This window comes from Micromonospora sp. CNZ296 (genome assembly GCF_007827635.1).
In genome coordinates this window covers 238,090-260,234 of sequence record NZ_VISW01000010.1, presented here as the reverse complement: position 1 = coordinate 260,234, position 22,145 = coordinate 238,090, and the positions used below count along the sequence as shown (strand labels likewise).

20 protein-coding genes are annotated in these 22,145 nt (G+C 68.1%); 7 read left to right on the top strand and 13 right to left on the bottom strand.

The genetic code is table 11. From position 1 onward, the window contains the following. Positions 1-7: 7 nt before the first annotated feature. From FB455_RS18750 to FB455_RS18710, 9 genes are all read right to left on the bottom strand, one after another. Positions 8-727 (bottom strand): ATP-binding cassette domain-containing protein, encoded by a 720-nt coding sequence (locus tag FB455_RS18750; RefSeq protein ID WP_145754316.1) that lies wholly within the window; start codon positions 725-727, stop codon positions 8-10. After that, entirely contained in the window at positions 711-1,508 is a 798-nt protein-coding gene (locus FB455_RS18745; protein ID WP_222434137.1) for an ATP-binding cassette domain-containing protein, read from the bottom strand. The genes FB455_RS18750 and FB455_RS18745 overlap by 17 nt, the downstream gene beginning before the upstream one ends. Then, positions 1,505-2,581, bottom strand: coding sequence for an ABC transporter permease subunit (locus FB455_RS18740; RefSeq protein WP_145754313.1), 1,077 nt, complete (start codon positions 2,579-2,581; stop codon positions 1,505-1,507). Before FB455_RS18740 ends, FB455_RS18745 begins: the two co-directional genes overlap by 4 nt. Next, positions 2,578-3,441, bottom strand: a complete 864-nt coding sequence (locus FB455_RS18735; protein ID WP_486481549.1) for a branched-chain amino acid ABC transporter permease — start codon at positions 3,439-3,441, stop codon at positions 2,578-2,580. Before FB455_RS18735 ends, FB455_RS18740 begins: the two co-directional genes overlap by 4 nt. 32 nt (positions 3,442-3,473) lie before the next feature. Next, the gene (locus FB455_RS18730) at positions 3,474-4,682 is read right to left on the bottom strand and encodes an ABC transporter substrate-binding protein (protein WP_145754307.1); all 1,209 of its coding nucleotides are present in this window, start codon (positions 4,680-4,682) and stop codon (positions 3,474-3,476) included. 52 nt (positions 4,683-4,734) lie between these two features. Beyond that, entirely contained in the window at positions 4,735-5,328 is a 594-nt protein-coding gene (locus FB455_RS18725) for a GTP-binding protein (protein ID WP_486481551.1), read from the bottom strand. A gap of 14 nt (positions 5,329-5,342) precedes the next feature. Continuing rightward, positions 5,343-5,753, bottom strand: coding sequence for a roadblock/LC7 domain-containing protein (locus FB455_RS18720; protein WP_145754304.1), 411 nt, complete (start codon positions 5,751-5,753; stop codon positions 5,343-5,345). After that, a complete protein-coding gene (locus tag FB455_RS18715) occupies positions 5,750-8,101 on the bottom strand; it encodes a nitrate- and nitrite sensing domain-containing protein (protein WP_186466418.1) in 2,352 nt (783 codons plus the stop codon). The genes FB455_RS18720 and FB455_RS18715 overlap by 4 nt, the downstream gene beginning before the upstream one ends. 94 nt (positions 8,102-8,195) lie before the next feature. After that, a complete protein-coding gene (locus FB455_RS18710; protein ID WP_145754341.1) occupies positions 8,196-8,609 on the bottom strand; it encodes a helix-turn-helix domain-containing protein in 414 nt (137 codons plus the stop codon). A 284-nt stretch (positions 8,610-8,893) separates the two neighbouring features. Between FB455_RS18710 and FB455_RS18705 the strand changes: the two genes are divergently transcribed. The 7 genes from FB455_RS18705 (at position 8,894) to FB455_RS18675 (ending at position 19,103) form a co-directional block, all read left to right on the top strand. Then, positions 8,894-10,258 (top strand): helix-turn-helix domain-containing protein, encoded by a 1,365-nt coding sequence (locus FB455_RS18705; protein WP_145754299.1) that lies wholly within the window; start codon positions 8,894-8,896, stop codon positions 10,256-10,258. After that, a complete protein-coding gene (locus FB455_RS18700; RefSeq protein WP_222434136.1) occupies positions 10,255-11,175 on the top strand; it encodes an aminoglycoside phosphotransferase family protein in 921 nt (306 codons plus the stop codon). Before FB455_RS18705 ends, FB455_RS18700 begins: the two co-directional genes overlap by 4 nt. Before the next feature lie 527 nt (positions 11,176-11,702). Beyond that, a complete protein-coding gene (locus FB455_RS18695; RefSeq protein WP_145754295.1) occupies positions 11,703-12,821 on the top strand; it encodes a Gfo/Idh/MocA family protein in 1,119 nt (372 codons plus the stop codon). After that, the gene (locus FB455_RS18690) at positions 12,818-14,044 is read left to right on the top strand and encodes an NUDIX hydrolase (RefSeq protein WP_145754293.1); all 1,227 of its coding nucleotides are present in this window, start codon (positions 12,818-12,820) and stop codon (positions 14,042-14,044) included. Before FB455_RS18695 ends, FB455_RS18690 begins: the two co-directional genes overlap by 4 nt. Positions 14,045-14,077: 33 nt before the next feature. Beyond that, positions 14,078-16,540 (top strand): valine--tRNA ligase, encoded by a 2,463-nt coding sequence (locus FB455_RS18685; RefSeq protein WP_145754289.1) that lies wholly within the window; start codon positions 14,078-14,080, stop codon positions 16,538-16,540. A gap of 92 nt (positions 16,541-16,632) precedes the next feature. After that, complete coding sequence (serC, locus tag FB455_RS18680; protein ID WP_145754286.1) at positions 16,633-17,766, top strand: 3-phosphoserine/phosphohydroxythreonine transaminase; 1,134 nt, start codon at positions 16,633-16,635, stop codon at positions 17,764-17,766. Beyond that, complete coding sequence (locus FB455_RS18675; protein WP_145754283.1) at positions 17,763-19,103, top strand: isoleucine--tRNA ligase; 1,341 nt, start codon at positions 17,763-17,765, stop codon at positions 19,101-19,103. The genes serC and FB455_RS18675 overlap by 4 nt, the downstream gene beginning before the upstream one ends. Here FB455_RS18675 and FB455_RS18670 read toward each other — a convergent pair. From FB455_RS18670 to FB455_RS18655, 4 genes are all read right to left on the bottom strand, one after another. After that, positions 19,096-20,283: an MFS transporter gene (locus FB455_RS18670; protein ID WP_186466417.1), complete on the bottom strand. Its 1,188-nt coding sequence runs from the start codon at positions 20,281-20,283 to the stop codon at positions 19,096-19,098. The two genes, FB455_RS18675 and FB455_RS18670, sit on opposite strands and share 8 nt — an antisense overlap. Positions 20,284-20,362: 79 nt before the next feature. Then, the gene (locus FB455_RS18665) at positions 20,363-20,575 is read right to left on the bottom strand and encodes a DUF397 domain-containing protein (protein WP_145754278.1); all 213 of its coding nucleotides are present in this window, start codon (positions 20,573-20,575) and stop codon (positions 20,363-20,365) included. Beyond that, the gene (locus tag FB455_RS18660; protein ID WP_186466416.1) at positions 20,575-21,417 is read right to left on the bottom strand and encodes a Scr1 family TA system antitoxin-like transcriptional regulator; all 843 of its coding nucleotides are present in this window, start codon (positions 21,415-21,417) and stop codon (positions 20,575-20,577) included. The genes FB455_RS18665 and FB455_RS18660 overlap by 1 nt, the downstream gene beginning before the upstream one ends. A 247-nt stretch (positions 21,418-21,664) precedes the next feature. After that, the gene (locus FB455_RS18655) at positions 21,665-22,096 is read right to left on the bottom strand and encodes an HIT family protein (RefSeq protein WP_186466415.1); all 432 of its coding nucleotides are present in this window, start codon (positions 22,094-22,096) and stop codon (positions 21,665-21,667) included. Between the last annotated feature and the right edge of the window lie 49 nt (positions 22,097-22,145).

The window sequence follows — 22,145 nt, the reverse complement described above, 5'->3', positions numbered from 1 at the left end:
GTTGTCTCTATTCGGCGCGCGGGCTGGTGAGGGTGAGGTGGTCGCGGATCAGGCGTTCGGCCTGTCCGCTTCCCGCGTCGAGGAGCTGGCCGAGCCGTCCGGCGGTCAGCACGTGCACGCTGTCGGCGAGCGCGGCGGCGGCGCGGACGTGCGGGAGGGTGACCAGCACGGTGACACCGCGTTGGGGTAGCTGCCGCAGCACGTCGGCTACCTGACCAGCCACGGTGGGGGCGAGTCCTTCGGTGGGCTCGTCGGCGAGCAGCAGCCGGGGGGCGGTGCGCAGTCCGCGGGCGATGGTGAGCATCTGTTGTTCCCCGCCGGAGAGCTGATGGCCCCGGTGGTGCAGCCGCCCGGCGAGCGCGGGGAACAGATTCAGCACCTCGTCAATGCCGAAGGCGGGTCCGCGGTGGTGGCGGGCGGGTCGGGTGACGGTGAGGTGCTCGGCGACGGTCAGCGACGGCCATAGCCGCCTCCCCTGCGGGGCGAGGGCGACACCGGTGCGGGCGGCGTGGGTGGGCCGCCAGCCGGTGACGTCGCGGCCGTCGCAGAGCACCGTCCCGGCGGTGGGGCGTAGGTGCCCGGCGAGGGTGTGCAGCAGGGTGGTCTTTCCCGCGCCGTTGGGTCCGACGACCGCGTGCACGGCGACGGCGGTGAGGTCCAGGTCGATGCCGTGCAGGACCGGGGTGTCGCGGTGGTAGCCGGCGGTAAGGTCACCGGTGCGCAGCATCGTCGCCTCCCGCTCCGAGGTAGAGGGCGGCGACGGCGGGGTCGGCGCGCACGGTGTCGGCGGGGCCGTCGGTGTGGCGGCTGCCGTGGTGCAGCACGGTGATCCAGGTGGCCAGTGCGGCGACGACGTCCATGTGGTGCTCGACGAGCACCACGGCCATCCAGCTCGGCAGCCCACCCAGGATGTCGAGCAGGCGCGCGGTGTCGGTGTCGGTGAGGCCGGCGGCGGGTTCGTCGAGGAGCAGCACGCGGGGTTGTCCGGCGAGGGCGACGGCGAGGTCGAGCATGCGGCGGTGCCCGTGGGACAGGACCGCGGCTGGATGGTCGGCGTGGTCGATCAGGCCGACGAGGTCGAGAACTTGCAGGGGTGTGCGGTCGGGGTGGTGGCGGTGGTGCCAGCCGCCCATGCGCACGCAGTCCAGGACGGTGAGGTCGGGATAGACGGCGGGGTGTTGGAAGGTACGGCCGATGCCAGCCCGGGCCCGCCAGGCGCCGCTGCGCCGGGTGATGACCTGCCCGTTGTAGGTGATCGTTCCGGTCTGCGCGCGGGTGGTGCCGGCGAGGAGGTCGAGCAGGGTGGACTTCCCGGCGCCGTTGGGGCCGATGACCGCGTGCCGGTCGCCGGGGGCGACGGTGAAGGTGTCCAGGTCCAGGACGATCAGCCTCTGGTAGGCGTGGCGCAGGCCGGTGGCGACCAGGCCGTTGCCGCGGGCGCGGTCGACCTCGGTGGCACTGCGCTGGGAGGGGGCCGGCTCGACGTCGATGCGGTGGACGGTTCTCACGGGGTGCTCCTGACGGCGGGTCGGGCCGCGCCGCTGCCCGCGGGCAGGTCCTGGTGGCGCCGACGGCGCAGACGGGTGGGCAGGATCCGCTGACGGTGCAGACGGTGGGGCAGGGCGGTCAGGCCGCCGGGCAGCAGGTACACCGCGGCGACGAACAGGGCGCCCAGGAGCAGGGGCGCGTGGCCGGGCAGGTCGGCGGCGGCGACATCGCGGACGGTGAGGACCGCGACCGCCCCGGCGGCGGCGCCGGGCAGTGAGGTCGCGCCGCCGATGACCACCGCGAGCAGGGCGAGGGCTGCGGTCGTGAACCCGACGTCGGCGGGGGTGATCCAGCGGTGGGTGTGGATCAGCAGCGCCCCGCCGATCCCGGCGAGCGCTCCGGCGCCGGTGTGCACGGCCCACAGGTAGGCGTACACGCGATGGCCGCTGGCGGCGGCGCGTGCCTCGTTGCCGCGCACGGCCGCCAGCAGCATCCGTCGGTCCCCGCCGAGCAGGATCACTGCCGCGGCAGTGGCGGCGATTGCCACCGCCGCGGCGTAGAGCAGCACCGCCCGGTCGACCAGCAGCGGCGGCAGGCCGGGTAGCAGCCGAGGTGCGGGGATGCCGGCGAGCCCGTCGGTGCCGCCGCTCACGCTGCGCCACTGCGCGGCGGTGGTGGCGGTCAGCTCCGCGGCGGCGAGGCTGAGCATCAGCACCACGGTGCCCCGATGGCGGACCAGCACCACCCCAAGCAGCCCGGCCAGGGCCGCACCGGCGGCGGCGGCGGCGATCAGGTGCAGCAGCGCGAGGTCGACGCCGGCCAGGGTGAGGCGGGCGGTGGTGTAGGCGCCAGCGGCGTAGGGGGCTACTTGGGCGAGGGTGGGCAGGCCGGCGTGCCCGGTCACCACGGCGACACTCGCTGCCAGCACGGCGAGGGGCAGCATCCTGGCTGCGGTGGCGTGCAGGTATGGATCTGCCGACGCCGCGACGGCGCAGAGGACCGCGACGGCGACGCTGGCCGGCGCCCACGACCGCCACCGCGCCGCCTGCGCGCTGACCCACAGCGCCGTGGACCCCGGCGTGGCGGTGCTCACGGGCGTGCCTGCGCGGGCAGGCCGGTGCGACGCGCGAGGAGCACCAAGGCCATGGCCCCTATCAGCAGGTAGGGGGCCACCGTCGGGAAGCTGGTCACGCCGAGGGTCTGCACGACGCCGACGGCGAGGGCAGCGGCGACCGCGCCGGGCACCGAGCCGAGCCGGCCGCAGACCACGACGATCAGCGACAGCAGCAGCACGGTGTCGGCGGTGCCCGGCCCAACGCCGAGGATCGGCGTGGACAGCGCTCCAGCGAGCCCGGCCAGCGCCCCGGCGGTGACGAGGACCGCCGCGTCGACCAGCCGGGGGTTGACACCGATGCCGGCGACCATGGCCCGGTCGTCGACGGTGGCGCGGATGAGCCGGCCGGCGCGGGTGCGGTGCAACAGCACGTACCCCGCGGCGCAGACGACGACGGCGATGCCCAGGACCGCTACCCGGTCGACCGGGTAGCGGTGCCCGCCGACGGTGATGGTGGCCTGCAGGACGGCGGGCAGCCGGGGTCGCAGGGTGTCGGGGCCGTAGACGGTGGTGAGCAGGTCACCGCCGGCCAGGGCGAGGCCGAAGGTGAGCAGCGCCTGGTCGAGATGCCCCCGTCCGCGCAGGGCGGCGGTCGCCGCGGCGAGCACCCCGCCGCCGGCCGCACCGGCAACGGTCGCGGCGAGGACCGCGAGGACGAGGCTCGTCCAGGTGCCGGAGCTGGTGGCGGCGGCGACGTAGCCGCCGGCCGCGATCAGGGTGCCGTGCGCCAGGTTGAGCACGCCGCCCGCGCCGAAGGCGACGGTCAGTCCGGCGGCGGCGATGGCCAGGAGCAGCCCGTAGGCGATCCCGTCGACGGCGGGTATCAGGTAGGCGTCCACGCACGGCACCCCTCTCGATGTGGCTGTTGCGCTCAGCTGGCGGGCAGGGTGGTGAGGTCCTGCACGAGCACGTTGGACAGCACCGGCCCGTCGGCCTTGACCTCGCGCAGGTACCAGCGCTGCACCGGCCGGTGCTCGGTGGGCTCGAACTGCCAGTCCCCGCGCGGGCTCACGATTCGCCCCATCTCGCCGATAGCTTTGTTGAGCTCCTCACCGGTCACCTCGCCGTCGACCGCGGCCAGTGCCCGGTCGAGAACCGCGGCGGCGTCGTAGGAGGCCATCGCGAACGTCGTCGGCTGCCCGGTGTGTCCGGCGGCCGACCATGCGGCGACGAACTGCTGGTTCGCGGGGTTCGGCAGGGTCGGCGAGTAGTTCAGGACGTTGCGGATCCCGGTGGCTGCCGTGCCCTGCGCGGTCAACACCGACCCCTCGGTGAGGAAACCGGCCGCGTAGAGGGGGACGTCCTTGAGGTCGGACTGGGCGTACTGCTTGACGAACGCGACCGCGGCGGCGCCGGCGTAGAAGGTGTAGACAGCCTTGGGCTCCTCCTGCGCGGCCTTGTTCAGGTACGGCAGGAAGTTCTCCGTCGTGGGGAACGGGGTGAACACGGTCTTGCCGTCGGGGTTGGCGAGTTTCCCGCCGAGCTTGGTGAACGTGTCGGTGAAGCCGCGCAGTTCGTCGTAGCCGCCCTGGTAGTCCGGGCCGATCGCGTACACCTCGCCGTCGCCGACCTGCGCCTTGATGTGCGAGGCGATGGCGATGCCCGGCTCGTCGGAGTTGTAGGAGGTGTGCCACGTGTAGGTCAGGTCGCGGGCCTTCCCGCCGACCGGGGCGAACGCCGGCCGGGCGTTCGCCCCGACCAGGGGGATTTTCTTGGCGGTGGTGAGGGTCTGCACCTTGTCGACCGTCGCTCCGCCGACCAGGCCGGTCAGCGCGACGACTCGGTCGCGTTCGAGGAGTTTCTGCGCGGCGGGGACGGCGGTGGCTGGGCCGTCGCCCTCGTCGCCGACGATGAGGTCGACCTTCCGGCCGCCGAGCGTGCCGTCGTGGGTGTCGAGGTACAGCTTGAAGCCGCGTTGCATGTCCTCGCCGACGGTGGTGTAGGTGCCCGACAGCGATACCAACAACCCGACCTTCACCGTGCCCGCGTCGCCGGGGCTGTCGGTGCAGGCCGCGGCGGCGAGCAGGACTGCTGCTGCCGCGAGCGCGGCGATCCGGTGTCGCTTCGATCTGGTCGTCATGATGTGCTCCTTGCCAGAGGGGTTCGGGGGATGGCGGGTTCGCGGGCGCCGGTCAGGGGCTTGTGGCTGCGGCCCGCGTGGGATGGGACCGAGCGGTGCGGGCGAGGACGTGCTCGACGAGGGCGATGAGCAGGTCGCGCACGCTGTCGCGGTCGCGGGCGTCGATGGCCATCACGGGCACGTCCGCAGTGACGGCGAGGGCTTCGCGGACCGCGTCGACCGGGTAGGTGGGGCCGCCGGGGAACTGGTTGACGGCGATGACGTACGGCAGGTCGGCGTTGTCGACGTAGTCGAGGTGGCGGAAAGAGTCCTGCAGTCGTCGGGTGTCGACCAGGACCACCGCGCCGACCGCGCCGCGGACGATCGCGTCCCACATGAACCAGAACCGGTGCTGCCCCGGGGTGCCGTAGACGTAGACGGTGACCCCGTTGATCTCCAGCCGGCCGAAGTCCATCGCCACCGTGGTGGTGGTCTTCGCCGGCGTGTGCGTCGTGTCGTCGGCGGTGTTCCCGGCGGTCATCACCGCCTCGGTCGTCAGCGGCGCGATGTCGGACACCGCGCCGACGAGGGTCGTTTTCCCGACGCCGAACGGACCGGTCAATACGATCTTCAACCGCGGCGGCCCGGCGGGTGCCCGCACCGCCACCGCGGTGGGCGCGGTCACCGGGGGCCGTACCCGGCGGCGGCGAGGTTCCCGGCGAAGGCCGGGGTGAGCTGGTCGCGGACCTGGTCGGCGAAGCGGTGCAACTCGCGGGTGACGAAGGCGATGTCCGCGCCGGGTTTGGTCAGCGCCAGCAGCGACGCGCCGCTGCTGACGGTGACCAGCATGAGGAACCCGTTCTCCAGGGTGGTGAGGTTTCCCTCGACCGCGCCGCCGGCGAGGTCACGGGCCGCGCCGTTGATGAGGCTGTTCATGCCGGCGGCGATCGCGGCGAGCCGTTCGGCGGCGTCCCGGTTGAGGGTGCCGGTGTGGGCCAGCAGCAGCCCGTCGGCGGACACCGCCACGGCCTGGCTGATCCCGGGTATCCGGGCGAGGTTGGTGCTCAGCAGCTGGCTCAGGTGATTGCTCATGCGTGACCTTCCGAAGGGGTGTGGCGGCCGAGGCCGCGTTGGTAGGCGGCTGCCGCCTCGGCCAGCCGCTCGGAGGGACGTCGAGGTGGCTCAGGAGCGGGCAGCGGCGGCGGGGTGAACGTCGCCATCGGCTGACGCACGGGCAGCCCGTTGAGCGTTATCGCGGCACCCTCATCGGCAGGGGGATGCGGCGGTGTGGGGGCTTGCAGGTGGACTGTGGCGCCGTCCTCGAACCACGGCGACGGCGGGCGCCGCCGCGCTGCCTCGTCGAACACGGGGGTGGCCTCTCGCTCCACTGCCAGCGGCCGGCGTGTGATCGTCGGCAGCGGCTGGGTTGGGCTGTCGCCGGCGCGCAGGGACTCGGGCCTGCGCGGTGCGGGAACGACCGCGGGTCGGCTCGTCGGGGCGGGGGTGGGCAGGGTGAGGGTGGAGGCGGGGGTGCCGCCGGGCGGGCGACGCCCGGCGATCGGGCCAGCGGGCAGAGCGACCGGTGGTGGGATCGTGACCAGCAGCCGCTCAGCGGGGATCTCGACCTCGGCGACGGTGCCGTGTGGCTGCGCCGGGAGTAGCCGCACCGCCAGGCCGTGGGATGCGGCGAGGACCGCGACGGTGGCCAGGCCCTGCCGGCGGATGTGGTCCACCTCGATCTGCGGGGCGGGCGCGGCTAGTTCCCGGTTGAGCCGCTCCAGCAGGTCCGGTGTGATGCCGGTGCCGGTATCGGTCACCTGGATGATCACCCGGTTGCCCAGCAGGTGCCCGGTGATCAGCGTTTCGCTCGGGCTGTAGCGGGTCGCGTTGTCCAGCAGCGACGCCAGCAGGTGCACCAGGTCGTCGATCATCGCCGGCGGCACCAGGATCCGGTCGTCGATGAGGCCCAAATTGACCCGCCGGTACTCCTGAACCCGGCCCAGCGCCGCCTGAGCGACCGTCACCAACGGCGTCGGTTCGGGGTGCACGGTGCCCACCGAGCGGCCCGAGAGCACCAACAAGTTCTGGACGAACTGCAGCAACTGCGCCGCGAGGTTGTCCAACACGAAGTACGTGTCCAGCGTCGCCTCGTCGGCCTCGTCTCGCTCGGCCGTGTCGAGGGCTTCCAGCAGGCGGTGGGTCATGCCCTGGCAGCGCCGGCCCACCGCCTCGACCGCGGCGGACGCCACCCGCCGCTGCCGGGCCAGATCACCGGCGATGCGGTAGGTGGTCAGCGCGAGGGTGTCGAACGCGGCAGTGACCTCGTCAACCTCGTCCCGGCTGCTGCGCGCAGGCGCCAACGCGGCCGGAGCCGGCGGCATCGACGACGGATTCGCAGGATCAGCGTCCGAGACCCGCCGCACCAGCTCCGGCAGATCGTGCTCGGCCATGCCGGTCACCGCGTCGCGCACCCGCCGCAACCGTCGCGCCAACGCCCTGCCCTGCCGCCACGCCAGCACCGACGCAGCTATGACCAGGGCGACCGCGACAGCCGACAGCACGCCCGTGGTCATCCACTGCTGCCTGCGCTGCCGTCCCACCTCGGCGTCGATATCGGCATCGACGCGAATCTGCACCGAGTGCAGCCGATCGCGCCGCTCACCGCTGGCCGCCGCCCACCGCGACGCGTTCACCCGCAACCGCTGACCGACCTGAGTACGGGCCACCTCGTCGTCGAGACGCTGCGCCTCGAGGACCTGCGGTCCGGACAACGCCTGGTCCAACCACGACTGCCACCGCGCCGACGACCGCTGCGACACCGCCAGCAGCGCCTCGTCATACCCGGCACGGTTCGCGGCCAACTCCCGCTGCACCGCCTGCGACACCACGGCGCCGTTGCCGGCAGCCACAGCAGCCTGCTGGATACCCGCGTACTGCCCCGCCTGCGACAACGCCGCCGCCACCCGCAGCTGATCAGCCACCACACCATCCGCGCCGCCGACCTGACCCACGGTCCCCCGCAGCGCCAGCCCCTGCGCGATCACCGCCCGATACCGCACCAGCACCGCCGTCAACGACGTCGCCCTCGCCTTGACCTGCTCCCGAACCGCCGGCAGCAACCGCAGCTGCTCATCGAACGGCTCCACCAGCCGCCCTACCACCGCGTCCGAGGCATCGAGCTCGCCACGGCGCTGGCGGTAGGCGTCCACCGCCCGATCGGAGGCCGCCACCTGCTCGAGATAACCGTTGAGGCCACCCGCCGGATCGGCGACCAGCCCAGCAGCGATTTGCCGCTCCCGGTCGAGTTCGTGAAGGACCGCACCCGCCGCTGCGGACACGGCTACCAGCGACTGCAGGTGATCGGCACTGCGCGCCTGACGGCTGGTCGATGCCACACCCCACGAGGCGAACACCAAAGTCGCCACCAGCGGGATCAGCAACAGAAGCGCAAGCCTCCGGGCAACAGGCACAACATTCCTTTCTGGTAAGAGAGGCCGAACGGGCAAAACAAGGGACACCGCTCGGTGTGAACTCTCACGGTGAGCCGATCTCTCTCCGCCCGGACCGAGCGGCGATCGCACCGATCAGGCTATTCGGCTTCCGCGGATTAGCCGTCGATCCCAGCCGTTCTTGACCTGGTTCGATCAGCTCGATCCGCGTGCCAGCGGTTGACCTTGCTTGGCAGCACAAGCGCTCACGGTCTACCAACGGCAGCAGTTCCTCCAACACGCCTCCGGTGTTCAGCACCGCGTCGCAACGCGTGGCAAATCCCGTAGGTGGCCATCGGAAAGATTTTTCCACTTTGGCTACCAGGTCGGCGCTGACGTACACAAGTCTTCCCAAACGCGCTTGTGAAAGCTTGCGCGTCTGACGCCATTCCCTCAAAAGTGCGCCAAACAGATGCCTTGGTGATGCATCGGGGGTGAGAGCGCGAGGGCGCTGAGGCATCGTCACCGCCCGAATACGTCGCGACACAGGAAGTGCCAAGGCTTGGCCAGCGGACGCGTCACTTGCTCCCCTCCCGATCCTTAAAGCGACCCCTTCATGCGCCGGTCGCAGGCCTCAGGATCCCCTGAGATGACGCACCGTGTAAGTACGGGCACCCATCTGCTTCGATAGGCGGGGTTGGTGCCTAGTCGCGCTAGTCGCCGTCACGAGTCGGGATTCCATTGGAAGCAGGCTGGGGCTAGCCTGCGGAGACGGACCCACCTCTCGAGCCAACGAGGACCGACGTGAACGCTGACCAGGCATCTGCGGATGCCGTAGCCCCCGCAGTGTGGGAACACCGCGAGATGCGCTTGGCGCTGGCGGCACGCGACTTGAAGACGATCTACGAGCGGCTCCAGCGGGTCGGGGTTTCCCAACGAAGGATTGCTCGCCTGACTGGCCAGACGGCGTCTGAGGTGTACGAGGTACTCAAGGGCCGGCGGGTCATGGCGCACGACGTCTTGGTCCGCATCGCCGACGGTCTCGGCATTCCTCGCGGCTACATGGGGGTGGCCTACGACGAGTCGACTGAGACCGCGCTCGATCTGGCCGCAGCGACATGCTCAGCCCAAGGTGATGAACGGGAGGAGGTGAGGCGCCTCCTCTCTCATGCCGCCAACGTGACAATGGGAACTGCCGCCGATGAGGTCGCCCGCTGGTGGCAGCCAATCGATCGGCAGGTCGCGCCGGCGCCGGCTCGCGTTGGATTGTGGGATGTAGAGCAGATCGAGGCGCTCACAGCCACCATGCGCACGTTGGACTATCGCCACGGCGGTGGAGCCTGTAGAGACGCCGTGGCAGCCCAGGTCCGATGGGCCCAGCAGCTTCTTGCGGCTACCTGCGATGGCCAAACCCTCACACGATTGCATCTAGCCTTAGCAGACCTTCATAACCTCGCTGGGTGGACCTCGTTTGACGTCGGAATGTACTCGGCAGCACGGAAACATTTCGCCCGCGCTCTTGAACAGGCCAAGCACGCCGAAGATTTCTCGTTGGCAGCCAACGTCCTATACCGAATGGGGCGCCTTCATCTGCATCGCGGTATGCACCGTGAAGCCTTGCGCTTCTTCCAGCTCGGCCAGATCGCCGCCCAAGACTCAGGATCCGAACTAACGGTCGCCATGCTTTGTGTTAACGAAGCGTGGGCATACGCATTGCTCGACGATCCGCAGCAGATGCGCCGGTCGATCGGTCGCGCCCAGGACGAATTTGCTCGGGCAGATCGGCAACATGCGCCAACCTGGGTTCAGTTCTTTGGCGAGGCGGATCTAAACGCATCCATAGGTGTCACCTTGTCTGCCCTCTTGTCGTCTAGGGACGCAGATCTTAATGCCAGCGTCGGCTACCTGCAACAGGCGGTGGCGATGCGAGGGCCAGGAATGGCCCGAAGCAAGGTCTTCGAGCTGACCGCTCTTGCCGTTGCGTATCTACGGGTCGGGGAGCGTGACAGCGGCCTGAATGCCGGCCGTCAGGCTGTAGCCGAGGCAGCAACGGTCAGGTCGGTCCGTACAATAGACAGGATGGAGCCCCTTCGACGCCTCGCGCGAAGTCACGATGGGGACTTAAGCGATCTTGCGGGTGAAATCGCTGCCCTCGGGGCCGCATCGTGACCCAACCGCTGAGGCCGGGCGGCGCTTCCTCCGCCCTCGGCCGTGACATGGTCAGCACTATCGTCCGCGCGATCTGTGACCAGGTTGGCCTCGAGCCTGCCGGGGCGAGACTGATCAAGTTCACCAATAATGCGGTTCTTGACCTGCCCCACGAATCGGTTGTCGTCCGGATCTCCGGTTCACAAACGGTTCGCGATCGGGTGTCGAAGGTCATCACTGTTGCTGAGTGGCTGGCCGAACATCGCATGCCCGCCGTGCGACTGTTTCCAAGGATCAGCCAGCCTGTCGAAGCGTATGGGCATCTGGCGACCCTCTGGCTGCGCGTTCCGACTACGGGACGCGCACCGACCGGAGCGGACCTAGGTCGGATCTTGCGCCGCTACCACAGCCTTCCGCCGCCGTCGAAGACGCCGCTCCCACGCTGGCGACCGTTAGCTCCGATCCGGCAGCGCATCGCGGAGACCGACGGCCTGCCACAGCACGACGTGACGTTCCTCGAGACGAAGTGCGAGCAACTAGAAGAGGCGGTCGCCAGCCTTGAATATGCCCTCCCAGCAGGGCCAATCCATGGCGACAGCTTCCTTGGCAACCTCATCCCGGGTCCCGCAGGAGCAGTTATCTGCGACTTCGACTCCGCAGCCTACGGACCGCGCGAATGGGACTTAACGCCTGTAGCGGTCGGAGAGCTGCGCTTCGGCTACTCCGGCCATCCCCATAAGGCCCTAGTCTCGACATACGGCTTCGACATCACCGACTGGCCAGGCTTTCCCGTCTTTCGCGAGCTCCGTGAACTCCAGCTAGTGACAAGCGTCCTTCCAGTGCTACGAGGGAATCCCTCTCTCAGCGATCAGTGGCGGCATCGGATGAGGACCTTCCGCAACGGCGACCTCAACGCTGCTTGGACCCCATACCGGTGAGGAAGCGCTAAGCCTGGCCCGCGTCCTTTCCAGGCGAACCCGCTGCTAGCGCCACCGATCACCCACGCGCCGCGCTGCTCCGAACGGCTGCTGCTCGTCGTGCCGGCCGAGCCTCGCCGTCCACCGCCCAACCACCACCCAGCCATGAGGTCGCGAGCGGCTCGACAGTGGCAGAGGGGCGCGACGGCAGGTCCCGCAGACAACGACCATGGCGATGAAGGGTGCGATGTGGCGGAGGCTGAGAGCCGACCTCGCTGACGGCGAACAAGGCAAGTTGTATGCATCAGGCCGCAGCATCGAGGTAGCAACCTGCGACCGCATCCATCACGATGACTACATCGGCGACTAGGCGAGCCGGGCGACCACGCCCACCAGCGCCGATCGACCCCACACCGCGTGCCTTTTCACCTCGATCCGTCCACTCACACACAGCAACTCCCTTGACAACCGACCGACTCCCATAGAACGTGATTCATGCGCGCATGAATAAGTGATCTTGTTCGGTGACGCTGTAGGAGGGCAGTTCGATGCCACACTCTCAGGCTGCGACCGCGCCTGACGCTCAAGAGCGAGATCGCCGGACCTCCGGACCGGTCAAGCTCGGCCTCATTGGCTGCGGGCAGTGGGGTGCCAACGTCGCGGCGGCAGCTGAACGAAGTGTCGAAGCCCGGCTGTCGGCTGTAGCGGACATCAATCCCGAGGCTGCGACGAGGCTTGCCGCCCGCCTGACGTCCACACCCAAGGTCCTATCGCCAGCGAACCTGCTGACTGACCGGCAGTTCGACGCAGTGCTGATCGCGACAGACGCCGCAAGTCACTTCGAGCTTGCTATGGCGGCGATCTGCCAGGGCAAGCACGTATTCGTCGAGAAGCCGCTGGCCATGTCGACCACGGACTCAGTCGCGTTGGCCAAAGCCGCGGCGGCAGCCGGCCTCACTCTCATGGTGGGCCACACGTTCCTGTACTCCGAGCACGTCATCGACGTTGAGCGTGCTCTCCGGGAGGGGCAGGTCGGCGAATTGCGTTACGTCAGCCTACAGCGCCTGGCGTACGGAAAGTTCCGCGAGGACGCCAACGTCATCTGGAACCTCGGACCGCATGACGTGTCGATCCTGATCGGCTGGGCTGGACGTCCGCCGACGGCAGTGCGCTGCGTGGAGTACATGTTCACCCGGCCCACCATCTCCGACCTGGCGTTCCTCACACTCGACTTCGGCGACTTCCTCGGCCATGTGCACCTCAGCTGCATCGACCCCGAAAAGGTCAGGCGGGCTACGGTCGCGGGCACGGCGGGAGGCATCGTCTACGACGACGTTGGCGGCGAGGTCCAACTGCACGTCAACGGCAGCAAGGTTCTGCCGCGAACGCTGTCGGCAGCCGATCCTCGCCCTCCGCTCGACACCGAGCTGAGCCACTTCGCGGACTGCGTCCGCACTGGCGCGCGCCCACGGACTGACGGCATCCACGGCGCGAACGTGGTGGCTGTGCTGGAAGCGGCCACTGCTTCGGCCGCACTCGGCGGTGACTGGATCGACCTCACGATGACCTTGGGGCAGGTGTCGTCGGCCACCGGTCCCGGCCCTCGGCCCGATCGACCCACCTACGGTCCGTTGCTCGTCCCCCCGCAGAGAACGGCCTCCGCATGACCGACTTGCTGATCTCCGACCGGCTGAACATCCGCCGAATCGACACCGATCTGGTCCAGGCGCTCCGTGAGGGTTTCGGCGGCGTCCCTGCGGTGGTCGGCGCGATGCTGATGGGCTCCCGTTCGCGGGGTATCGCCCACGCCAAGAGCAACATCGACGTCCAGATGATCATTGACCACCTTGACGCCGACGCCGCCGAGGGCATCGCGAAGGTCCGCGACGAACTGGCAGCACAGCTCGGCATTCCGATCAGCGTCAACGTGCACACCTTGGCCGACGCACAGCCTTCGCTGGGACGGTACGAGCTGTTCCAGCACAAGAACCGCGCCGAGTTGTTCATCTACCAGGCCAAGTACACCAGCGTGAACCTGTTTGGGCGGAACATCTTCGCCGAGTTTACCGACCCGCCTCCGTCCCGTACTCGTCGCGAGGCGATCCGGACCATAGCCTCCTTCTCCTACTTCCTACGTAAGTTCCTGTTCGACGCCTCGATGGCGCCCCACGGCGCGGCCGAGTTCGTGCGGACGCCGCTCATCAGCCTGGAGTACATCGCGGCGTTCTACGGCTACCTCAGCATGGGCTACCGCGATGGTCTGGATCATCTGATCGCGACCGAGCGGCTGACAGCAGAGGAGATCGCGTTCCTGGAGGAGTGCGCCACCCGCAAGGCCACTTCGCAGTACGAGGAGGTGGGCGCTGCGTTCGCGTTACGCGGGGCGACCTTCCTGGACGCCGTCCATGGCCGCATGCTGGACGACTTCCGCCGCCGGGGGGTCAGCGATGTGCGATGGAACGGCCAGGACTGCGCGGTCCGCTGGGACATTGCGCTACCGCAGGCGGCAGCGATGAGCATCTTGTGGGCTGGGCACAAGGCCCTGCTCGTGCAGCGGCACCCCGACGACTACCTCTACCCCGGCCAATGGACGATCCCGGGCGGCTACCTCCAGGCCGGCGAGGATCCTCGCGACGGAGCGGCCCGTGAGGTGTGGGAGGAGACCGGTAGCTACCTCACCGTCAGCCGCCTGTTCGATGGCCAGCCCCTCGTGAGCGGCCGACTGTCCGCGTTCTCGTTCGAGGTCGAGTTGCCCGACAGCGTCGCACCGCGCCTGACCGAGCACTCGAACTACCGGTTCGTCGATGCGAGCGAGGTGCTGTCGATGGACCTCACCCCCGAGGCCCGCCTGATCTTCGAGCGCCGCCTCCGCCAGACACAATCCCACTAAAACCGGCCAGTGCAAGAGTGAGGATGCCGCGGTATGGATGCCATTGAGTACGACCATCTCGCCGTCGAAACGACGGTCCGGGCGCTCTGGGAGGAGCATGACATCTACAAGTTCGACCGCTCGGCGGTCGGCCCGGTGTTCAGCATCGACACGCCTCCTCCGTACGTGTCGGCGTCCCACCTGCACGTCGGCCACGCCATGAGCTACTCGCAGCCCGACTTCGTGGTCCGGTACCGGAGGATGCAAGGCGACCGGATCTTCTACCCAATGGGTTTCGACGACAACGGCCTCCCCACGGAGCGCTACGTGGAGAAGACCTACGGGGTCAAAGCCGTCGACATGCCGCGGTCGGAATTCGTGGCCCTGTGCCTGGCCGAGACCCGCAAGACAGCGGCCCGGTACGAGGACCTGTGGCGCCGCGTGGGCCTGTCGGTCGACTGGGATCTGCTCTACTCGACCATCGACAAGCGGTGCCAGCTCACCGCGCAGACCAGCTTCATCAAGCTCCACGAGGCGGGCCATCTGCGCCGGGTGGAAGATCCGATCATCTGGTGTACCGAGTGCCGGACCGCCCTGGCGCAAGCCGACGTCGAAGACCTCGAACGCACCGGGAAGATGTACGACATCGCCTTCGCGGCGGCGGACAGCCGGGCGCTGGTCATCGCGACAACCCGCCCAGAGCTGCTGCCCGCCTGCGTGGCGCTGTACTTCCACCCGGATGACGAGCGATACCAGGACCTGCTCGGCACTCAGGCGACCGTGCCGCTGTTCAGCTATCAGGTCCCGATCAAGGCCGACGAGTCCGTGGATCCCGCCTTCGGCACGGGGCTGATGATGGTCTGTACCTTCGGCGACGGCGAAGACGTCCTGAAGTGGAGACGCGACGGGCTCGACCTGCGGCTCGTCGTCACCCCCGACGGCCGGCTGTCAGAGCTCGCCGGGCAGTTCGCGGGTCTGCAACTGACCCAGGGACGAGCGGCGATCGTGGCCCAACTCTCAGAGATCGGCGCGTTGACTAAAACCCGCCCGCTCAAGCAGAACGTCGGAGTGCACGAGCGGTGTCTCACGCCGGTGGAGTACCAGATCCGGGCGCAGTGGTTCATCCGCGTGCGCGAGCACCAGGACACGTTCCTGGCCCGCGCCAAGGAGCTGACCTGGATACCTGCCCACATGCAGCGCCGCCTCGAAGACTGGATCGAGGGCCTGAAGTGGGACTGGAACATCAGCCGCCAGCGCCACTACGGTGTGCCTTTTCCCGTGTGGTTCTGCGACGACTGCGGCCACGCGGTCACCGCCGACCTGAGCGCGCTGCCCGTCGACCCCCTCGCCGACGCGCCGCCGATGGATGCCTGCCCAGCCTGCTCCGGTCGCCTCAGCCCGGATCCCGACGTCATGGACACGTGGATGACCTCCTCCCTCTCGCCGCAGATCAACGACGGCTGGGCGGTCAACGCGCTGAACAGCGACCCGCAGCTGGCCCCCATGAGTTTGCGTGTGCAGGCGTTCGAGATCATCAGAACCTGGCTGTTCTACACGATCGTGCAGTCGCAGTACCACTTCGACCGGCTGCCCTGGCAGAGCGTGATGATCTCCGGCTGGGGGCTGAACGAGCAGGGCAAGAAGATCGCCAAGCGAGACCTCGACCAGTCCACCACGCAGGACGGCTTCAACCGCTACGTCCCCGATCACGTCATCGAGCGGTACGGCGCCGACGCGCTGCGCATCTGGGCCACCAAGGCCCGGATCGGCACCGACCTGCGCTACAACGAAAAGGACGTCAAGACCGGCCGCAAGTTCGCCGTGAAGATGTGGAACGTCGCCCGGCTGATGACCATGTACGGGTTCGACCCACAAGCCGCACCCGATCCCGCCGCGCTGTGCACCGACGTGGACCGGTGGATGCTGTCGCACCTGGCGTCCACCATCGACGAGACCACCGCGGCGATGGACCAGTACGACTTCATGCAGGCATACCAGGCCGCGACACGCTTCTTCTGGTCGGTCTTCTGCGACCGGTACATCGAGATGGTCAAAGAGCGCTTCCTCAACCCCGGCAACCACACCGACGCCGAGCGGGGCAGCGCCCGCGCGGCGCTCGGCATCGGGTTCCGCGCAGTCCTCGGCATGTTCGCGCCCTTCGCCCCGTTCATCACGGACTATCTCTACCAGCAGATGTTCCGGCCCCACGAGAACACCGTCAGCCTTCACCTCACGTCCTGGCCGGCACCGCAGCCACAGTGGCGAACCGACCGCAAGCTCATCGATGAAATGTCCACGATCCTCGACCAGATCCGCGTACTGCGCAGCCGCCTCAAGCTCGGCAGCAACACCCGTATCGCGAAAGTCGTGCTCCAGGGCGTCACCGACGACGGCCACCGAACCGCCCGAGCACTGGCCGAACCGCTTCGCGTGGCTGCCCGCGCCGACGAAGCGGTTTTCAGTGACGCGGACACCGACAGCGGAGTCGACGGCATCAAGGTCGCCATCATCGCCTAACAAATCGCCCGGCTGGCCATTACCTGAATCATGGCGGCCAGCCGGGCAGCGTAGCCCTCGGATCCGTACACATCAGCTACGGAGGCATCGCCATGCCCACACGAGTACGCAGCTTCGCACCAGGGCCGTCCATCCTCCCCGACGACGTGCTGACCGAGTACCAGGCAAGCCTCGAGCACTACGCCGACAGCGGGCTCGGCATCCTCGAACTAGGCCACCGCAGCGGACAGTTCGAGCAGCTCTACAACACCACGGTCGAGCGCCTGCGCGCGCTCGTCGGCGTCCCGGCGGGGTATGAACTGCTGCTACTGCACGGCGGCGCGCGCTTCCAGTTCACGATGCTGCCCGCCAACCAACTCGGCCCAAATGCCGTCGCGGACTACCTGGTCACAGGACACTTCGGGGCGGCGGCAGCCGCCGAGGCGGCGGTCTACGGCTACGTCAACATCGCCGCCTCCACGCACGCAGACGGCTACCTGCGCCTGCCTTCGCCAGCCGAAGCGTCCTTCACGCCGACCGCCCGGTACGTGCACTACACGTCGAACAACACCGAAATGGGCACGCAGTTCAAGCAGCCGCCCGACATTCCGGCGGGCACGTGGCTCGCCTGTGACGCGTCAAGCGACCTCCTCACCCGCCCGTTCGACGTCGCCCGGCACGGCCTGATCTACGCGACCTCTCACAAGAACCTCGGCACCGCCGGCGTCGCGCTCGTCGTGATCCGAGCCGACCTCCTCGAACCGGTACGCCAACTCCCGCCCTTCCTCAGCTACCTCACGCACGCGCAGGCGGGGTCGCGATTCAACACCCCACCGATCAGCACGATCTTTGTTCTGAACCTCATGGCCGGGTGGACCATCCAGCAAGGCGGAGTCGAGGCGATGAACATCTTCAGCATCGCCAAGTCCCAGCTGCTCTACCGCACGATCGACGACAGCGACTTCTATGCTGGCCTCGCCGACCGCGACAGCCGGTCGAAGGTCAATGTCACGTTCGCGCTGCCGACCACGGAGCTGGAGGACGAGTTTCAGACAGACGCCGCGCAGCAGGGACTCGTCGGACTGTGGGGATACCGCAAGGTCGGACACCTGCGCGTTTCGCTGTTCAACGCAATCTCCCTGGATGCGGTCGGCCAACTCGTCGAATTCATGGCGCACTTCGCCCGCGTCAAGCGGCGGCGGCTGCCCCGCCACGTGCCGGGCGGCGAAGCGCGGGTGCTGCGATGATCGCGTGGGAGGACCGCGAGCCGAGCAAAGTCCTGTTGGCGCCGCCGTCACCGCCCGGTGCGCTGCACCTCGGCGGCATCTACACCTGGGTGCTACTCGACGCGGCTCGCCGGACTGCCCAGCACTTCGGCGGCGATGCACACCTGCCGCAGTCGTGGAACATGTCTAGCCGCCGCCTAGAGCCGACGTTCGGCGACGATCCGCAGGGGTTTGCCCGCTACTGCGGACTTGCTGTCAGCAACGCCGTCGCCACGTTGGAAGCCTTCGGCATCGTGGTGTCGCCCCATGCCGCACTTCGGGATGACGACGCCTCCGTGCGAGCACATGTCCAGGCCGTCATCACTGAACTGGCCAACAGCGGCGTAATCCGCCACCTAGCCGCTAAGGAGAAGTGGTGCCTCAGCTGCCGGATCGCCCTCCCGCCGAGCGCCGATGCCGAGCACTGCTTCACCTGTGGCGACCCGCTGCGTCTGCGAACCACACGGGACTGGTTCTTACACATCGACCTTGACGAGGTGTTCCGCCGCGCAGCCGCCGTCGAATGGGTGCCCGGCTATGGCATCCGCCGTCTACGTAGCCTCACCGACGTCCATCCGCTGATCCGAGTCGGTCACCCTCGGCGGAATCTCGGTGTCCCCTCCCCGCTGCATGACGGCGAGATCCTTGATCCGCGGCTGGTCGGTGCTCTCGGGCCAAGCCTGCTGCGCCGCCTCGGCCTCAACGGCCCGATCGTGGCCGCAGCCGGATTCGACATCCAGCGCAAGTGGCTGTTGACGCTCCTGGCCGCCAACCGACCCGACGCGTTGCCCGCCATGATCGTCCAGCACGGCACGCTCCTAGACACGGCAGGGCGCAAGCTCTCGCGCTACACCGGTGCCTCGCTCGCCGACACGCCGGCTGACGTCGAGCCGTGCCTCGTCCGCGCCGCGCTGCTGTCCTCACCGCTCGGCAAGGATCTCCGTGCTGCCGCACTGGCCACCGTAGGTACCTCACGGCTGCGCGAGAAGGTGTTGAACATTCTGCGGTACATCGGTCTACAGCAACCCCGCACCGGCGGCGTCGACTTGGACGCCGCAAGCGACGAACCACTCAGCGAGGTCGAATCGCAGCTGAAGGCGTTCGACATCCCCCGTGCATACGCGGGCTTCCAGCGCGCGATCCTCTCCATATCCAGCACGCTCATCCCGATGATCCGACGGCATGGCATGGCCCCCTACGCCGCGACCTGCCGCCGCATCGTCTCGATGCACGGCATCTTCTACGGCGATGACCCACGGCTAGTCGGAATATCTGCCGGTCTCAAGCTGCTCGACGCGGACGGCGAACAGCTCAGGTGAGAGCGCCCGACCGCGCCCCGTCGTGATCGTTCGCCTGATTCGTCTGCCGCCTACCCGGCCAGGTGAAACACGCGGCCACGACCAGCACCACCGCGGAGACGACGAAGGTCGCGTCCAACCCGACCGACTTCGCCACCGCGCCGCCGACGAGCGCGCCGAGTCCCGACCCGCCCAGGCCCAGAATCCGGAACGCCGCGACTACACGGCCGATCAAGCCGTCCGGTGACAGCGCCTGCCGAGCTGAGCCGACAGCGACCGACGCCAGGCTTGCCGCGGCGCCGTAAACGACGAACAGCGCGGCTATCACCCAGACGTTGCCCGCCAGCACCGCCACCAGCCACACCCCCGCCTGCACAGTCATCGCGGCAGCCTGCACCTTGCGGTACACCAACCCCGCGATCAGGCGGCGAGCATTGGCCGCAGCGACGATCCCACCCACCGCCATCGCCGCCAGCAGAGCCCCGTAGGCCGCGTTCGGAAGCTGCAGTGTGCGTTGGGCATAGAGCACGAACGTCCCCATGACCATGAAGTAGCCGAAATTGAACACACCCATCGCGACCGCGAGGACGCGAAGTTCCGGTGTTCGGAACAGGTGTCGCATGCCCTCACGAATCGAGGCCCACAAGGGCTGACGGGCCTGCTGCTCACACCGCACATCGGGCAGCATCCGCACCAGTGCCGCCGAGGCCAGGAACGAGACCGCGTCGACGGCGAACGGCAGGGACCGGCCGACTGAGAACGTCAACGAGCCGAGAGGCGGACCAACCAACGACCGTCCAGTGGTGTCCAGCGCCCAGTACCGACCGTTGAACTTGCTCAGGTCATCCCCATCCCTGCCGATGATCATTGGGATCACGGCCTGCGACGCAGCATCGAAGAAGCACTGGGCGACACCCACCGCGAAGACGACCGTGATCAGCAGCGGAATGCTCGCCCAGCCGAGCGCTAACGCTGAGGCCAGCAGCCCGATCAGCGCCGCGCGGACGAGGTCGGCGATCACGAGCACTCGGCGGCGTGGCCACCTGTCCGCCAGCGCTCCAGCGGGCAGCCCGAGGGCGAGCCACGGCAGGTAGAAGGCCGCGCTCACAGCGGAGATCGCCAGCGGATCTGCGGTGAGGGTCGAAGCCAGCAACGGCGCGGCGGCGATGAAGGCTCCGTCGCCTGCGACGGAGACAGCCACAGCGGCCAGCAGAGGACGGATCTGACGCCGCCGGTCGGCAACAGCCGCCGACCGGTTCGATGGCGCTGACTGTGGGTTTTCAGGCTGTGGCGAAACCGAACTCACCGTTACTCACGCCGCGCAAGAACGCCGCCCACTCGTGTCGTGCGAAGACCAGGACAGGGCTGTCGTCCGACAGTTTTGAATCCCGCACCCCCACCTCCTCCTCGACGAACGCGGCCTCCACGCAGCCTGTGTCACCGCTCACGCTGCTCTTTCGCCACGTCGCGGCTGCGAACCCCACTGAAGTCATCAGCTGCCTCTCACTCCGGGAACGATGGCGTCCAAGCGCTCGACCTCAACCTCGAGAGCATTAAGGTATTTAACGGCATGATTGCCGTGCAATGCAACGGCCTTCAGCCCCGTGAACGCCTTCTCAAACCGAGTGACGGAAGTTTCCTCGCTGAAGTAGCAGTCACCTCCGGGCGACTCGATCCAAACCGTGCGGGGGCTGAGGCCGGAACGGAAGTCGAAGATGGTGAACCCCTGGGCTGCTACGACAGTGTGCTGCACGCCGATCGGGACGACACCGAGCTCGATGTTGGGATGGTCCACCAAGCCCGTCAGATGCTGGATCTGAGCTCTGGACACCTCGACCGGAAACGCGCGGAACAGCAGAGCTCGAGCGTCCACCACGACCACGAAGCGAGGCGCGTCAGGTCCCTCCAACGTCTGCTGTCGCGCCATGCGCACGTCGGCGATGTAGTCCGGGCTGCCCGCCCCGACCGCGACCGCCATCGCGTAAGCGTAGGCTCGGGTCTGCAACAGACCCGGCACGACGACCGGCTGATACTGCCTGATCTCCCGCGTTGTCGACTCCAACGCCGCGACTGCTCCCTGTCGCCGTCCCCAGCCGCCGGCACTCGTGATCCAGGACCCCTCGCCGTTCTCCTCCGCAGTCGCCGCCAGCAGCTCAGCACGGATATCAGGATCCACCCCGTAGAGGCCGAGCAACCGGTCTACGTCGCGAACGGTGAAAGCCGTCGCTCCGGTCTCGATCCGGGAGACCTTCGACTGCGACCATTGAAGCGAATCTGCGACCCGCTCCCCGGACCATCCCAAGTTCTCACGTACTCGACGCAGCTCAGCGCCCACTCGGTAGCGTTGAGGCGATCCGCGAGTACCCATACGTCAGCGACTCCATGCGCACGTGCATAAACTCCTCGGACAGTACAGCACCCCTAGCGCTGAGAACCAGCACCGGCGGCCCACCAAGATCGCGCAAGCTCGGGCGACGTGAGCGGCGGACGCCCGTAGCGTGCGCCCCTCCACCGGCCCGTTCATGCTCGTCGGGAAGACTGGGTAAGAGCGAACGGATGCGGTGCTGTGTGCCGGCAACTGATCACTTACGGACCCTGGCCGAAGCCCGTCTGACAAGGTGCTGGCCAAGCATGGCCGTGAGCTGCAAACGTTCGTTCAGAGGCACCTCGGAGGACTTGGCACTGTTGAAGTCATCGCCCACGTACCGCGGGATGATGTGCCAGTGGAGATGGAAAATGTCTTGAGCGGGAGGTCCCAGGTTGAGCCGCACCGTCGTCCCGCTGGCACTGAATGCAGCCTTCACCGCCTGCGTCGTCACCTGAAGCGCGGCCAGCATAGGGGCCGCCTTCTCGGGCGGCACGTCGGCGATGCCGCCGAAGTGACCTGCCGGAACGAGAAGCATATGACCTCTGTTGTTCGGCCGCTGGTGCAGTGCCGGAAAAACAACGAACTCCTTGTTGACGGCAAGGCAGACCCCGGGATCGGTAACGCCAGCCGTCACCGAGCAGAACACGCACGACAGATTCAAGATCGCGATCGCCTTCCGGAGCGAGGTTTCGCAC

What these genes read in the sequence shown, in the direction of transcription:
- FB455_RS18695 (WP_145754295.1), top strand. Translation starts at nt 11,703, where the DNA reads ATGCCACACTCTCAGGCTGCGACCGCGCCTGACGCTCAAGAGCGAGAT.
- FB455_RS18720 (WP_145754304.1), bottom strand. Translation starts at nt 5,753, where the DNA reads ATGAGCAATCACCTGAGCCAGCTGCTGAGCACCAACCTCGCCCGGATA.
- FB455_RS18710 (WP_145754341.1), bottom strand. Translation starts at nt 8,609, where the DNA reads ATGCCTCAGCGCCCTCGCGCTCTCACCCCCGATGCATCACCAAGGCAT.
- FB455_RS18730 (WP_145754307.1), bottom strand. Translation starts at nt 4,682, where the DNA reads ATGACGACCAGATCGAAGCGACACCGGATCGCCGCGCTCGCGGCAGCA.
- FB455_RS18685 (WP_145754289.1), top strand. Translation starts at nt 14,078, where the DNA reads ATGGATGCCATTGAGTACGACCATCTCGCCGTCGAAACGACGGTCCGG.
- FB455_RS18690 (WP_145754293.1), top strand. Translation starts at nt 12,818, where the DNA reads ATGACCGACTTGCTGATCTCCGACCGGCTGAACATCCGCCGAATCGAC.
- serC (WP_145754286.1), top strand. Translation starts at nt 16,633, where the DNA reads ATGCCCACACGAGTACGCAGCTTCGCACCAGGGCCGTCCATCCTCCCC.
- FB455_RS18675 (WP_145754283.1), top strand. Translation starts at nt 17,763, where the DNA reads ATGATCGCGTGGGAGGACCGCGAGCCGAGCAAAGTCCTGTTGGCGCCG.
- FB455_RS18750 (WP_145754316.1), bottom strand. Translation starts at nt 727, where the DNA reads ATGCTGCGCACCGGTGACCTTACCGCCGGCTACCACCGCGACACCCCG.
- FB455_RS18665 (WP_145754278.1), bottom strand. Translation starts at nt 20,575, where the DNA reads ATGACTTCAGTGGGGTTCGCAGCCGCGACGTGGCGAAAGAGCAGCGTG.